The organism is Arcobacter arenosus (assembly GCF_005771535.1).
Lineage (GTDB): Bacteria > Campylobacterota > Campylobacteria > Campylobacterales > Arcobacteraceae > Halarcobacter > Halarcobacter arenosus.
Genome location: NZ_VANU01000003.1, coordinates 128,507 through 143,726, shown reverse-complemented (window position 1 = coordinate 143,726; position 15,220 = coordinate 128,507). Strand labels below are relative to the sequence as shown.

Annotated in this window: 15 protein-coding genes; 7 read left to right on the top strand and 8 right to left on the bottom strand. The window is 26.9% G+C overall.

Features of this window, described 5'->3' with window-relative positions; all coding sequences use genetic code 11:
• Positions 1-39 precede the first annotated feature (39 nt).
• The 4 genes from FDK22_RS07905 to murC are packed head-to-tail and all read left to right on the top strand — an operon-like array spanning position 40 to position 4,500.
• Positions 40-1,467 (top strand): COG3400 family protein, encoded by a 1,428-nt coding sequence (locus tag FDK22_RS07905; RefSeq protein ID WP_138152381.1) that lies wholly within the window; start codon positions 40-42, stop codon positions 1,465-1,467.
• A 24-nt stretch (positions 1,468-1,491) separates the two neighbouring features.
• Positions 1,492-2,622 carry a succinyldiaminopimelate transaminase gene (locus FDK22_RS07900; protein WP_138152380.1) on the top strand — a complete coding sequence of 377 codons (1,131 nt, stop codon included), beginning with the start codon at positions 1,492-1,494 and terminating at the stop codon, positions 2,620-2,622.
• Complete coding sequence (locus tag FDK22_RS07895; protein ID WP_138152611.1) at positions 2,615-3,196, top strand: hypothetical protein; 582 nt, start codon at positions 2,615-2,617, stop codon at positions 3,194-3,196. The genes FDK22_RS07900 and FDK22_RS07895 overlap by 8 nt, the downstream gene beginning before the upstream one ends.
• On the top strand, positions 3,196-4,500 hold the full coding sequence (murC, locus tag FDK22_RS07890) for a UDP-N-acetylmuramate--L-alanine ligase (RefSeq protein WP_138152379.1): 1,305 nt from the start codon (positions 3,196-3,198) through the stop codon (positions 4,498-4,500). Before FDK22_RS07895 ends, murC begins: the two co-directional genes overlap by 1 nt.
• 41 nt (positions 4,501-4,541) lie before the next feature.
• On the opposite strand, the gene FDK22_RS07885 is transcribed toward murC, so the two are convergent.
• Positions 4,542-5,129: a Crp/Fnr family transcriptional regulator gene (locus FDK22_RS07885; RefSeq protein WP_138152378.1), complete on the bottom strand. Its 588-nt coding sequence runs from the start codon at positions 5,127-5,129 to the stop codon at positions 4,542-4,544.
• 85 nt (positions 5,130-5,214) lie between these two features.
• Here FDK22_RS07885 and FDK22_RS07880 point away from each other — a divergent pair, with 85 nt between their 5' ends.
• Complete coding sequence (locus FDK22_RS07880) at positions 5,215-6,114, top strand: DMT family transporter (RefSeq protein WP_138152377.1); 900 nt, start codon at positions 5,215-5,217, stop codon at positions 6,112-6,114.
• On the opposite strand, the gene FDK22_RS07875 is transcribed toward FDK22_RS07880, so the two are convergent.
• From FDK22_RS07875 to FDK22_RS07855, 5 genes are all read right to left on the bottom strand, one after another.
• Complete coding sequence (locus FDK22_RS07875; RefSeq protein ID WP_138152376.1) at positions 6,106-6,873, bottom strand: DNA-processing protein DprA; 768 nt, start codon at positions 6,871-6,873, stop codon at positions 6,106-6,108. The two genes, FDK22_RS07880 and FDK22_RS07875, sit on opposite strands and share 9 nt — an antisense overlap.
• 63 nt (positions 6,874-6,936) lie before the next feature.
• On the bottom strand, positions 6,937-8,064 hold the full coding sequence (locus FDK22_RS07870; protein ID WP_138152375.1) for a divergent polysaccharide deacetylase family protein: 1,128 nt from the start codon (positions 8,062-8,064) through the stop codon (positions 6,937-6,939).
• 48 nt (positions 8,065-8,112) lie between these two features.
• A complete protein-coding gene (gene ilvC, locus FDK22_RS07865; RefSeq protein ID WP_138152374.1) occupies positions 8,113-9,135 on the bottom strand; it encodes a ketol-acid reductoisomerase in 1,023 nt (340 codons plus the stop codon).
• A 47-nt stretch (positions 9,136-9,182) separates the two neighbouring features.
• Positions 9,183-11,207 (bottom strand): sensor histidine kinase, encoded by a 2,025-nt coding sequence (locus FDK22_RS07860; protein ID WP_138152373.1) that lies wholly within the window; start codon positions 11,205-11,207, stop codon positions 9,183-9,185.
• 4 nt (positions 11,208-11,211) lie between these two features.
• Positions 11,212-11,973 (bottom strand): substrate-binding domain-containing protein, encoded by a 762-nt coding sequence (locus tag FDK22_RS07855; RefSeq protein ID WP_138152372.1) that lies wholly within the window; start codon positions 11,971-11,973, stop codon positions 11,212-11,214.
• Positions 11,974-12,030: 57 nt separating this feature from the next.
• On the opposite strand from FDK22_RS07855, the gene FDK22_RS07850 reads away from it, so the two are divergent.
• Together FDK22_RS07850 and FDK22_RS15965 are read left to right on the top strand one after the other, a co-directional pair.
• Positions 12,031-13,878 carry an RNB domain-containing ribonuclease gene (locus tag FDK22_RS07850; RefSeq protein ID WP_138152371.1) on the top strand — a complete coding sequence of 616 codons (1,848 nt, stop codon included), beginning with the start codon at positions 12,031-12,033 and terminating at the stop codon, positions 13,876-13,878.
• Between the two features lie 85 nt (positions 13,879-13,963).
• On the top strand, positions 13,964-14,371 hold the full coding sequence (locus tag FDK22_RS15965; protein WP_138152610.1) for a class I SAM-dependent methyltransferase: 408 nt from the start codon (positions 13,964-13,966) through the stop codon (positions 14,369-14,371).
• Here the strand turns inward: FDK22_RS15965 and FDK22_RS07840 are convergent.
• A complete protein-coding gene (locus tag FDK22_RS07840) occupies positions 14,368-14,706 on the bottom strand; it encodes a DsrE family protein (protein WP_138152370.1) in 339 nt (112 codons plus the stop codon). The two genes, FDK22_RS15965 and FDK22_RS07840, sit on opposite strands and share 4 nt — an antisense overlap.
• A 30-nt stretch (positions 14,707-14,736) precedes the next feature.
• On the bottom strand, positions 14,737-15,138 hold the full coding sequence (locus FDK22_RS07835; protein ID WP_138152369.1) for a DUF2721 domain-containing protein: 402 nt from the start codon (positions 15,136-15,138) through the stop codon (positions 14,737-14,739).
• Positions 15,139-15,220: the final 82 nt, after the last annotated feature.

Sequence of the window (15,220 nt, the reverse complement as noted above, 5' to 3'; positions counted from 1 at the left end):
AAGCAATATTATATTTAGTACTTTTTGATATAATACCCTATGAAAAAAATATTAGTAATTTTAGATGGTATTGTTGCTAAAAAACTTATGAAAAGAATTGTTGAAACTAATACAAGAGACAACAATTATGATGTAGTTTATATGAATGATTCCATTGTTCCTGAAAACAAAGCTTCCAATTTTACTTTTTATAAATTTGACCCCACTTCTGAGTCTAAACTCGCAATGGTTTTAGATAAAGATATACACAGTCAAGTATTAGTTGCACTTAATTCAAAAGATGAGATGTTAAATGTAATTAAAAATATAAGAAGTAGAAAAAGTAATTTGCCAATTTCAATTTTAGATTATTGGGGGATTGAATTAAGTGACCCTTATTTAAATATTTATAAAGGTATTGAAGTTTTAGCAAATGGGATGGTTGAGAGGCTTCCTAATATTCCTGTTATGGCACAAAATATTGGGCTAAAACAAGGTGAGATTATGGAAATTAAAATACCTTTTGGTAGTTCTTATGCCTATAGATATATTGGTTCAATTGAACAAAGAGATTGGAAAATCTTTGGTTTATATAGAAATGACCAGTTAGTAAATATCAAGCCCTCTTTGATTTTAAAACCAAATGATATTATTTTAGTAATTGGGAAACCAACTGTATTGATGCAAATTTATAATGCAATTGGAAAGTCTCAAGGACAATTTCCAATGCCTTTTGGTCACAATATCTATTTATATCTTGATATGTTTATACTTTCTAAAAAAAGAGTTTTGGATATTGTTGAAGAGCTTAAATATTTAAATAAAAGATTAAAAAATAGTAAACTTTTTATTAGAATTACAAGACCTACAAATGTAGGTATTTTAGAATATATTAAAGATGTATTTGGGAAAAATGATGCCGTTGAGATAAAAATGGATTACCATGATATTGGGATGGAAAAACTATTAAAATCTGATACAAAAACTTTAGATATTGGGATGATAATTCTTGCAAATGAAAACTTTAAAGATAAATCAAAAATTAAACACCTATTAGATTTAAAACTACCAATCTTTAAGTTAGGGGAAAATTTAAATGCTTCTATTAAAAGAACAGTTATTATTCTAAATGATATAAACTCTTATGAGCAAATATCTCCTGTTGTATTTGATGTTGCAAGTCAATTTAAAACAAAAACAAAGATTTTTGATATGGACCCTGTTGGTGAAGATGAGGATAAAACTCACCTACTTGATCATTTTGAAAATCTATCAAAAATATTTAATGAAAAAATTGAGATTATCTCAAATGATAAAAATCCAATTAGAGAATTAAAAAAACAAGAAAATATCTTACAAATCTTACCTTTAAAAGAGGGTATGTTAAACAAAAGACTTTCTTGGAAATTTTTATATACAAATCCAGATTTAATATCATTTGATATGAGAAAATTTAATCAATTGCTGATACCAATTATTGAAGAATAAATAGGGACTATTAAAAGGAAATAAATGAATTTTGAAAAATATCCATTTGAGAAATTAAATGAATTATTAGAGGGAATTACACCAAATGAAAAGTATGAATTATCAGCTTTAACAATTGGTGAGCCAAAATTCCAAACACCGGATTTTATCCAATCTGAATTAAAAGAGAATACATCTTTATTACAAAAATATCCTGCAAGTGCAGGGGAAAACTATTTAAAAGAAGCTATGGTAAATTTTGTTAAAAATAGATTTAATGTAAGTTTAGAACTTAACCAAATAATACCAACATTTGGTACAAGGGAGGTATTATTTAATTTCCCTCAATATGTTCTTTTTGACAAAAAAAATCCAATTATAGCTTTTACTAATCCTTTTTATCAAATATATGAAGGTGCTGCAATTGCTAGTAGGGCTGAGGTTATACATATTGATTTAACAAAAGAGAATGATTTTAAAGCAAGTCTTAGTGATGATGAACTAAAAAAATGTGATTTAGTGATTTTAAATTATCCTAATAATCCTACATCTGCAGAGATGACAAAAGAGGAATTAGCTTTATGGGTAAAAAAAGCACTAGAGTTTGATTTTATTTTAGTAAATGATGAGTGTTATTCTGAAATTTATTTTGATGAAGCAACAAAACCAGCTTCTCTTTTAGAAGCTTCAATTGAAGCTGGAAATAGTGAATTTAAAAATGTGATTGTAATGAATTCAATTTCTAAAAGAAGTTCAGCACCAGGTTTAAGATCTGGGTTTATTGCAGGTGACAAAGAGATTTTAGAAGGGTATATGAAATATAGAACATATATTGGATGTGCTGCACCTGTTCCTCTTCAAAAAGCAGCTGCTGTTGCTTGGAATGATGATAATCATGTTGAAGAGTTTAGAAAAATTTATAGAAAGAATTTTCAAATAGCTCAAGAGATTTTAGGGATTACTCCTCCAAAAGCTACTTTTTATATCTGGCTAGAGGTTGAAGATGAGCTAGAATTTACAAAAGAGCTTTTTAAAGAGAAACATATAAAAGTATTGCCAGGAAGTTTCTTAGGAAGAAATGGTATTGGAAAAGGTTATGTAAGAATAGCATTAGTAGAAAATGAAACAAAAACAAGAGAAGTTTTACAAAGATTAAAGGATTTTATTGATGGATAAAGAGGAACTTTTTCAAGCAAGAACAAATCCAGATTTTTTGAAATATTTAGAAGAGACAAGAACTGATGCCATTGCTACAAAAAATATTTCTGCACTTTATGAGGTTTTAGATTCATATTTAATTCTTGATTTAGGGGAAGATAAGATAAATGAGATTTATCAAAATATTTTAGAAATCTCCTTTGAAAATGTAGAAAAAATAGTAAATGAAAACAAAAAACTAAGTTTAGAGGGTGATGACCTTTGTTATATTAGAGCTTTTTATGAACATGGAATTGAAAAATATAGTTATGAAAATATTGATGGAGCAAAACAACTTTTATTTGTTTTATCAAATATAATTGATGATTCCTTTTTAACTAAGTGTTTACAAACACATATTATTGCTCTTTCAAAAAACAAAGACTTAGATAGTTTTTATGAAGAAGAAGTGGATTTAGAAGCATCAAATGATGATGAAAAATATGGATATTTTATCTCAAATTTTAAATACGATTTAGATACTCATTTAGAACAAAATAAAGATATTTTACAAAAAGAGTATGACAATTTAAAACATTTATTGGAAGGTTAATGAAAGTACATTTTATAGGAATTGGTGGAATTGGACTTTCTGCCTTAGCAAGATTTTTAAAATATGATGGGCATGAAGTATGTGGTTCTGATATGAAAAGTTCACCAATTACAAAAGAGCTTGAGAAAGAGGGGATTAAAGTATCTTGTCCTCAAGATTCAAAAAATATCACAGATGACTTAGATTTGGTAATCTATTCAGCTGCAGTTACAGATGAAAACCCAGAATTGATTGAAGCTAGACTTCAACAAATAAGAACATTATCAAGAAAAGAAGCTTTGCCAATTATTTTAGGTGATAAGAAAAATTATTGTGTAGCAGGAGCTCATGGTAAATCTACTACAACAGCAATTTTAGCTTCAATCTTGGAAAGTTCAGCTTTAATTGGAGCTATCTCTAAAGACTTTGGTTCAAACTTTAGATATGTAAATGATTTAGTAGCTTTTGAAGCAGATGAATCAGATGCTTCTTTTTTACTTTCAAATCCATATTGTTCTATTGTTACAAATGCTGAACCTGAGCATATGGAATATTACCATTATGACTTAGATAAGTTTTATGGAGCTTATGAAACATTTATAGACCTTGCACAAAAAAAAGTTTTAAATGGTGAAGATAAAGATATCAAAAAACTTAAAATAAAAGATGCAACTTATCTTTATCCAAGTGTTGATATTAAAAATTTATCTTATCTTTTAAAAGATGGTGAACCTTTTACAAAATTTGAATTAAAAGATTTAGGCTATTTTGAAGTTTGGGGATTTGGATACCATATTGCTGTTGATGCTTCTTTAGCAATTCTTGCAGCTTTAAATGAACTGGAAATTGATGAAATAAGAGAAAATCTAGCAAATTATAAGGGTATTAAAAAAAGATTTGATGTGGTTCAAAAAAATGAAAAAATGGCCATAATTGATGATTATGCCCACCATCCAACAGAGATAGATGCAACTATGAAATCTGTTGAACTTTATGATAATTTAACAAATATGAATAAAAGAATAGTGATTTGGCAACCCCACAAATATTCAAGAACAAATGACAACCTTGAAGGTTTTAAAAAATGTTTTAGAAGATGTGATGAACTTGTAATTTTACCAATTTGGACAGTTGCAGGTGAACAAAAAATTGAGATAGATTTTGAAAAAGAGTTTGAATATTATAATCCAATTTTTGCAGATAGTTTAAAAACCTCAAAGGGGAAAATTGAACTTATTAAAGATGGTAAAATAATACATGAATATTCTGAAGGTATTATTTTAGGAGTTGGTGCAGGAGATATTACTTATCAATTAAGACACTAAAAAGATTGCCCTGTGAGTTATAATAAATAGGGCAACTTTATTTAAGAATACTTTTTTATCCTACTTAAATGAGTAGGGCTAATTCCAAGATATGAAGCGATATGGTATTGAGATAATCTTTTTTCTATATGACCATACTCTTTTAAAAACCTCTTATATCTATCATAGGCATCTTCTAAAACTAAAGAATAACTGATATTATCCTTTTGAAATATCCAATGTTTCTCTAAATAATAAATGTGATACATTTTTAAATCATCATATTTATAAAGTAATTGTCTATATTTATCATGGGTAATTTCAACAACAATTGAGTCTTCCAATGCTTGTATTGAGGTTTGAGTCTCCTTATCCTGTAATAGTGCAATCATATCACCATAAACTCTTGTTTCCCAAAAGAAGTTTTTGTTAAACTCTTCCCCTTTTTGATTTACAGCAAAAACTCTAAATAATCCTTTATAAACATATGATATAGCATTTATTTTTTCATTGAAATGAAATGCATATTCATCTTTTTTAATTTTTCTAATAGTAAGTATTTTGTTTAATTCCTTCCAAGTTTCTTCACTTAAAGGATAGTAAGAATTCATAGTATGTTTTAAACTGTTAAGTATCTCATCATTTTTCATTTTGAAAGATTATCTAATTTATCAACATATGTAAATGACAAAATATATTTTTTTTTATAAAATTAATCAAAAAAAGGAATTTCATTTGAATGAAAATATAAAAGCACATATTTTAGTATTAATTGCAACAGTTTTAATAGCTTTGTCATTTATAATCTCAGGGAAATTATCTGGTGTTATACATCCTATCTCTCTTACTTTATTTAGATTTGTATTAGCTTTTTTTGCTTTATTACCTTTTATTTTAATGAAAAAGAAATTAAGAGAAAAAATAAAAAATAGTTTTTTAAAAGGTCTTAAAATCAGTCTTTTCTATAGTTTATATTTTATTCTTTTATTTAAAGCTTTAGAATATACAAGTGCATTAAATACAGCTACTTTATTTACGTTAGTTCCACTAATAACTGCTTTTTTTGCAGGATTTGTATTTAAAGACAAATTAAATATATATAAGTTAATGACATATTTTGTGGGTATGATTGGTACGCTAATAGTTATTTTTGATGGAAGTATAGAAGCTATGATTAAACTTACTTTTAATTATGGGGATATTATATTTTTATTTGGAGTTTTATCTATGGCTTTATATTCTATTAGTGTAAAGTATTTTTATGAAGAAAATGACAACAGTTTAGTTTTGACTTTGATGACTTTATTTGGTGGAATTATTTGGATGAGTATTGCTTTATTTGTTTTAGATGTATCTTTACAGTGGGAAAAGATTGAAGATAATTATCTTTTTTATATGTTATATTTATCTATAGGGGCAACTTTATTTACTGTGTTTTTATATCAAAAAGCAACAATAACTCTTGGCCCAAATAAAGTGATGGCGTATGTATATTTAAATCCTGCAGTTGTTGCCTTATTTATGTATATTTTTGAGGCTGAGAAAATTAATATATTTATGTTTATGGGAATTATATTGTCTATTTTAGCTACTATATCTTTATTAAAACAAAATGGATATAAGAAGTTAGATTAGAAAAACTTTCCCATTTTCAATTTTGATTTTCCCTTCAAGTTCATACTCAAATATTTTATTAGAATATTTACTTATTGCTTCTTCATAACTTGGAAAAGAGTTTAAAAAGAGAGTGAATTCATCTTCTACTTTTTTTACTTTTCCAAATCTATCTAAAAATTTATCTAAATCATAAATCACTTCAATTAAACCTTTTTCCACAAGCTTTAAAGTACCTAAACTTTCATTTAATCTATGGGGTATAGTGTAAACCTTTTTTCCCATTTCAAGGGCATATTTTACTGATGTTAAACTGCCACTTTTTTCATCTGCTTGAGTAACAATTAAAACTTCACCTAAGGCAACTACAATCTCATTTCTTTGGACAAAGGTATAGTTACGTGCTTTTTCTCCATCCTTATAAGCACTTAATACTAAACCGTTTTTTTCAATCTCATCAAGAAGTTTTTTATTTATTGCTGGATATTTAATATCTAATCCATTTGCTACCACTGCAATGGTATTTTCACTTGAAGCTGCTTTATGGGCAATTGCATCAACACCAATTGCTCCACCACTAATTACAGCAACATCTCTATTTTTTAATTCAATTGCAATTTTATGGGTGATTAAATTTGTATATTTTGAAGGTTTTCTAGTACCTACAATGGAGACTTTTCTTTTTTTTAGAAGTTCTAAATCTCCCCTATAATATAAAGTTTTTGGAGTTTTTTTCATATTAGATAGTTCAGTTATAGTATTTGAAAGTTCTTTAGTCATAATAATCTTTTTTAATATAATTTTTTAGATTATACTTAAAATAAATTAAAATAAAAATTTGTATTATTTATTTAAAAAAGGTAATTGATTTAGATATACCATTTCTAAATCATTTAATAGATGTTTTGATTCTCTTAATGTTTTTAATGTAATTGAATGTGGATGGCAAATTGCTATTGCAAAACCATTTTTCTTTGCAATTCTTATTGCTTTTTTTAATTGGTTTTGAATATAGTTAAAGTCCTGTTCATTATCTAAGAAAACATTTCTAACAATATATGGCATATTATATTTTTCTGCCATTTGTTTTCCAACAGTCTTACCTGTAGTTCTACTATCCATAAATATAAAATCATATTTTACTAAAGCTTTAAAAAGTCTATCCATAGATTCTTTATTTTCAGTAAATTTACTTCCTGTATGATTATTTGTATATTTTGCATTTGGATACCATTGTCTAATTTGGGCAACTCTTTTTTCTATTTTTTCATAGCTATCACCAATATGAAGTGTATGGGCTTCTTCATTATTAAATGATGTTGCTTGAAGTGGGAAATGTATCATATAAAACTCTAAATTTTGGGCAATTTTTGCAGAGTCAGGATGTCTTTTTGTTGGAGGCATAAATGATGGAGTAACTGTATATCCTATTTTATTAATTAACTTTAATTGATAAGATGTTGTTACATCATCTATTACAATTGCTAATTTTGGTTTCTGTGTTAATACTGCTTTGGGTTTATCTTTTACAGTAACTTGTTTTTGTATCTCTTTTTTAGGTTCTTGTTTTATATCAGGTTTTTTAATATCTTGTTCAACTTTATCAACCTGTTCTTTTAATTTTTGAACAGTTTCTTTATCAATATATTCTTCATAAAAATGATCAGTATATTCTTCAAATTTATCTTTTTTTATTTTTATTTCATCTATATATTTATCTAATTCAGTATTAGTTTTTTTAGTTAAATTATCAATCTCTTTTTTTACAGTTTTTTCAACTTTATTGCTAACTTGTTTTGCTGTAGAGTTAACCTCTTTTAATCTTTTTGTATCAAGGTTAAAAAGTATAAATCCAATTAGTAATATTAGAAGGATAATTAAAACTAAAAGTATATTTATAAGTTTAGTATTACTAGGGGTTTTTATATGTTTTTTAGAAGATTTTCTTTTTCTATTTTTTCTTTTCGTCATAAATGCAGTGTAATAAAAGTAAGGGAAAAAATCCCTTACTTTAAAAAATTAGTTTTTGTCTTGATCTACGATTTTGTTAGATGCAATCCAAGGCATCATTGATCTTAACTGTGCTCCAGTTTGCTCAAGTAAAGAAGCTCTTGAAATTTTTCTTTCAGCATTCATTCTTGGGTATCCAGCTTGACCTTCTAAGATGAAGTCTTTAGCGAATCTACCTTCTTGAATATCTTTTAATAATTCTTTCATAGCTGCTTTTGATTCAGCATTGATAACTTTTTTACCAGCAATATAATCACCATATTCAGCAGTATTAGAAATAGAATATCTCATATCAGCAATACCACCTTCATACATTAAATCAACGATTAATTTTAATTCGTGTAAACACTCAAAGTATGCCATCATTGGATCATATCCAGCTTCAGTTAAAGTTTCAAAACCAGCTTGAACTAATGCAGTAGCTCCACCACATAATACAGCTTGCTCACCGAAAAGGTCAGTTTCTGTTTCGTCTTTGAAAGTAGTTTCGATAATACCAGTTCTACCACCACCAATTGCAGAAGCATATGCTAAAGCAACATCTTTAGTATCTCCAGTTGCATCTTGGTGAATTGCGATTAAGTCAGGAATTCCTCCACCTTTTGTAAACTCAGATCTTACAGTGTGACCTGGAGCTTTTGGTGCAACCATCATTACGTTGATATTAGCTGCTGGTGCAATTCTTCCATAGTGAATGTTGAAACCATGTCCAAATGATACATAAGCACCATCTTTTAAGTTATCTTTAATGTCGTTATTCCAGATATCAGCTTGATTTTCATCTGGTAATAAAATTGCGATTACATCAGCTTCTGCAGTTGCTTCAGCAACAGTTTTAACAACAAAACCTTTTGCTTCAGCTTTAGCCCAAGATGAACCACCTTTTCTTAATCCCACTATTACTTCAACACCAGAGTCTCTTAAGTTTTCTGCGTGTGCGTGTCCCTGAGAACCAAATCCAATCATTGCAACTTTTTTAGATTTGATTAACTCGATATTACAATCTTTATCGTAGTAAACGTTTAATGCCATTTAATATTCCTCTAGAAAATTTTGTGGATGATTATATCTAAGTAAAGCTAAATTTTAGGTAATTTAATTTTAAAACATGCTCCATAGTACTCTTCATCATCAATTTTGAAGTGTTTATTTTCGATGCCAAGTTCACCATTCATATTTTTTTCAATAATATATTTACTCATATAAAGTCCAATACCTGTACCTTGTGATTTATGTTTTGTTGTAAAATATGGGTCAAAGATTTTTGGGATAATCTCTTCATCAACTCCCCCTGCATTATCAAAGATTTCGATAGTAAAATCTTGTGTTGACTGACTTATCTCAATAAAAACTATTCTATTGTTTACTTTTCTTTCTATTAAGATATCTTTTGCATTATTTAAAATATTTAAAAATACTTGTGTTAATTCATTTGGTAAACCAAAGGCGATGTAAGAGTCACTATCTTTTTTTATCTTAACTTGAATTGAGTTATTTTTGTATGTAGCACTTGTTATACTTATTGAGTTTTCTATTTTTTTTAGAATATTAAATTCTACTTTTTCTTTATCTTTTCTAAAAAATCCTCTAAAATCATTAATAGTCTGATCTAAAAAATCAACATATTTTGTAATTGAATCATAGGATTTAATTATCTCTTCTTTTGATGCTAAGTTAAGCTCTAATTGAATTTTCATAGAACTAACAGTAGAACTAATTGCAGATAAAGGTTGTCTCCATTGGTGGGCGATATTCCCTAGCATTTCTCCTAATGCTGCAAATCTTGATTGTTGGATTAATGTTCTATCTTTTTTCCTATTCTCTTCAAGTTCTTGTTGAACTCTTTTTTCGAGGTTTTCATTTAGAACTTGTAACTCTTTTGTTTTTTCATCAACCAAATCCTCAAGGTTTTCATTTAGATGTTTTAGTCTTTCTTGAATCTCTATCTCTTTTGTAATATCGTTTAGTGTAACAATTATAATTGAGTCGTTGTTGTCTAAATCTTTTTTTGTTGCAGTGATTAGAAAATAATGGCTTTTCCCATTTTTTTTCATAATAACTCTATGGTTTATCTCTGGATTTAAGATAATATATTCATACCATAACATTTCATTGACATACTTTCCTGTAATTAGGTTTTCTCCCATACCATATTCGAAAAAATCACATATACATTTGTGTTCTTTTTCAAATTCATTAAAATTTTTATAATTATCAAAAAAGTTGATTAAGGCACTATTCGCACCTATCATCTTCTCTCCATCACTTACAATTACAATATTCTCTTGAGAATCTAATGTTCCTCTAGTAAAACTCTCTTGTCTTTTTAAAAGTTTAGTGTTTTTATTTATTCTAAATGCAATTATTGAACCTATTATTAAAGATAATAAAACTATTAAGAAAATCACAGTAAGTTCAATATTAGTATAATACTCTTTTTGTTTTTTAATGTGATTTTCAAGTTCTTCAAGTTCTAGTGACCCTTCATATAAAAGCCTACTTGCATTTTCAGATATTCTTATAAAAAAAGCTGGAGTTCTTTTATAAAACCTTTTTATTTGAGTATTTAATTCCATAAAATTATTTACATCTTTGTTTTTTTTATAAAAATATTGTGTTTGCAACATAATATTTAGTCTTTGTAGCATTTGTTTAAATTGGTAAATTTTTGGAGATAAATCTATAACTTCTAAGGAGATATCATTTTTGTCTTTTTTATAAACAATTTTTTTTGTAATACTATTATGTTCAACTACATTTAATCTAATGATTCTTTCTATTGTTCCACCATTTCTAAGTACATCTAAGGCATTTTCCATTAGTTTTACTTTTTCAATAATTCTATTGTTTATTATCTCCCTTCCCCTTTTATTTGTTGCTGTAGTAGCAAGTTCATAAAAGTCAGAACGAATCATATTTATATCATTTACAATATATTCCCCAATGGCTATTTTTGCTTTTAGATTATTAGTTTTTTTATCAAGACTATCCACTAAATTTAAGAAAAATATATGAATTGAAATTAATGAAAAAATACCTAAAATAAATATTGCTAATAATAAAATTAGTTGTTGTAAGGTATTGTCTTTATTTTTTTTAGTCATAGTTTTATTTTAAAAACCCATATTTTTTCATTATCTTTTGACCCTCTTTAGAAATAGCAAAATTCATAAAATCTTTTGCAATTTTTTTGTTTTTTGAAAACTTTAAAAGGGAAATTATAAGTCTCTTTTTTGGTGCATATTTATCATCAATTTCAATAATATCAATATATTTTTTGTTCTCTTTCCAAAAAGAGGTTGCTCTCCAGTTTATTGAAATATCTGCTCTATTATCTATTAATGCTTTGTTTAAATTCCTTGAATCAGTTCCTATCTCAACGGTATTATCTAAAACTTCCTCATAAAAATGGATATCTTTAAAGTTTATAAAAATATTTTTTGTCATTTTACCAACACTTCCTGATTCAGGGTCACATAAAACTGATGCATACTCTTCACTTGAAAAATCATTCAAAGAACTAACTTTTAAAGGATTTCCTTTTTTGACAAAAATTGCAGCTTTGTTAAAACCTATTTCAACAAAATCACCTAATAATCCATCTTTTAAATTATTTGTTCTATATGATTGACTTCCAGGCAGATACAAATCACCTTTTTTTGAATATTTAATGGAATCATATAAATCTTTTGAACCACCTTGGGATATTTTGATTATACAGTTATGTTTTTTTTCTATAATTTTTGCCATCTCTGTAATTGGTTTTACCATTGTAATTCCACAATAAAATATCAAAGTTGGTTTTTGAGCAAATAGGTTATTTATGAATAAAAATGTTAAGATGAATGAGAGTATGATTCTATATTGCATTTTAATATCCTCGTAATAATAATTATACAATAAATGTAGAAAAAATAAGGTAAAAAATTGATAAAGAACTTATTTATTAAATTAGTTAATAATAGCCAAGACTTCACAGAAGAAGAAAGAATAATATTAAATGAATTTATAAAAGATGACGTTGTAAATGAAAAAGAAAATAAACTGGAACTTAATTCAAAATATCGTGTAGGTACAATAAAAGTTCAAAAAAATAAAGCGGTTTTAGAAGATTTAGATAATGAACATAAAAATCTAAATTTAGATTTTGAACAGTTAAATGGAGCTTATGATGGAGATTTTGTTTTAGCAAAAAGAGTTTTTAATCCAAGAAGTAAAATCAAAGCAAAAATAGTAAAAATATTTGATGGGAACAAAAGTGATATTTTAGTTTATGTAAAAAATGATAATTACTTTACAATCAAAGAAAATATTATGCTTCAAACCAAAACAATAATTAATGCTAATGAAGGTGATGTTTTATTGGTTGATTCCAAATCCCTTGAAGTTTCACAAAATCTTGGGAATATTAGTGATGCTAAAATCGATGAAAAAATCTCAACAATTCTTTTTAAGGAAGATTATAGATACAAAAAACTTGATGTTGATGCAAAAATGGATGATACAAATCAAAGAGTTGATTTAAGAGAACTTCCTTTTTGTACTATTGACCCCGCTAGTGCAAAAGATCATGACGATGCAATCTATTTTGATTTTATTGAAAATATTTTATATGTGGCAATTGCAGATGTATCTTATTTTGTAAAAGAGGGAAGTGAAATTGATAAAGAAGCTTTTAAAAAGAGTGTTTCAGCATATCTGCCTGGAAAAGTTTTACCTATGCTTCCAGGTGAATTAAGTGAAGATATGTGCTCATTAAAAGAGGGTGTTGATAGATACTCTTATGTTTTTAAAATATATTTGGATGTAGAGAAAATGAGTATCAAAAAAAGTGAAGTTTTTGAAGCTATTATAAACTCCCATCGAAAGTTTTCTTATGGAAGGATAGATAGAGTTTTAGATGATAAACTTGATACTTTTACAAAGTTAGAAAAAGATATTTTTGATTATTTAATTCCTTTATATGAAGTAACAAAATCTTTTAGAAAAAAAAGATTAGAAAAGGGTTACGATTTTAGGTCTAGCGAATATAGACTTAAACTTGATAATAAAAGTGAGATACAAAGTATTGAAGTTGAAACCTCTTCTGCTTCTCATCAATTAGTTGAAGAGTGTATGTTATTAGCAAATATTGAAGCTAGTAAAAAAGTAAATACTGTTGGGATTTTTAGAATACATGAAGAACCACCTTTTAAAGCAATTTCAAAATTGATTGATGATGTTAATGCTTTAGGGATAAATGCAAAATTACAAAATGATGTACATGATACTATCACTCATATTCAAGAAAAAGCAAAACACTCTAGCTTAAGGGAAGAGATTGATGATTTAATTATTCATGCTCAAACCCAAGCAAAATATTCATCTAGAAATTTAGGCCATTTTGGTTTAGGTTTTAAATCATATTCCCATTTTACAAGTCCTATTAGAAGATATTCAGATTTAGTGTTACATAGAATTTTAAAATCAAAACAAACTCCAAAAAACATCGATGAGATTTGTGAACATATCTCTATTCAAGAGCGAAAAATAGATCAGATGGTTTGGGATTATGAGGATAGAAAATATGCAAGATGGGCTTTAAAAAATATAGGCTTAGAACTAAAAGCAAGGATTAGTGATAATGAAAGAGGAATATGTGTAACAAGTGGTCAAATTCCCGGAGCTAAGATACACATAGAAAACTACAGAGGACAGGTTTTATTTAGTAATGTTAAAGTTATAATAAAATCAGCTGATATTATTTCGAAAGTGATAATTGGAAAGATTAAATAATGGAAACACAAAATCATTGGGATAACATTTTTAAAAATGTAGAATATACCAATCAAGGTTGGTATGAAAAAGAGTTGGTAAAACAATTTTAAATGATATTAGTCCACAAGCATTAGAAACTTTAAAAAATAGAATAGAAGAAAAAAATGTAGAGTTTTTTGAATATGATGTTTCAAAAACTTTTCAAAAAAAATGTGATGTTTGGTTTGATAGGGCAGTTTTACATTTTCTTTTAAGTGAAGAAGAAAAAAATATCTATTTTGAAAATTTAAAAAACTCACTTTCTAAAGGTGGATATGTTTTATTTTCAGAGTTTGCAAAGCAAGATGTTAAGTATTGTGCAAATTTACCACTAGAACATTACAATGTTGAAAAATTTTCTTCACTATTAGGTGATGGTTTTAAATTAATTGATAATGAGGTTTTTGAATACACAATGCCTTGGGAAGATACAAGATTATATTTATATGTACTGTTTAAGAGAATCTCTTAAACAGTGATTATAGTATCTCCAGATTTTATCCACTGGCTTAATAACTCCCCTGTATAAAATACATCAATATTACAAGCGTTTAAACCATCTTCTATCTCCATATTTTCAGCACATTTTAAACATGCAACAACATTTACACCATCTTCTATCATAGCTTTTACTTTTTCTTGTATCTCTTTATCTTTTGCAATTAATTGTTGGGATGCACCCCAAACTAAAACAGAAACTTCTTCCATCCACCCTTTTAGTTTCGCATTATGTGCATAAAGTAAAACCATATGTTCGGCAGTTTCTTTGTTGTCCGTAGTCCATAAAATTTTTGCCTCTTTTTGCATGAAAACTCCTTTTTTAAAATTATAAGTTATTTAGCTTTTGTATTTGTCATTTAAATCTTTTAATTCTAAATTTAAAGCATTTGATGAGATATAAACTTCCCATATAGAAATACATAATGATCCAGTCATAGCAATAAGACTTAATCCGAATATTTTTTTACCTAAATCATAATATTCTAAAAACAAACATGCCATAGATAAGGTACATAAAAGCATTGATAAAGCTCCGAAAAACTGCATCCATTTAGTAAGTTCAACTCTTTTTTTCAGATTTTTGATTTGTCCACTAAGGTTTGAGCTTTTATTATCTTTTAATTGCTTACTTAGTGATCTAATTAATTGTCCTGTTGTTAAAAATCTATTTGTATATGCTAATAATAGTAATGAAATAGCAGGGAAAAGTAGGGCAGGTGTTGATATCTCAATTTCCATAAAGAACCTTTTGTTTTTTTGATATTGTAACTAAATTGATATTTTATGAAAAGTAATTGTTGGATATTATTTCATTAAGTTA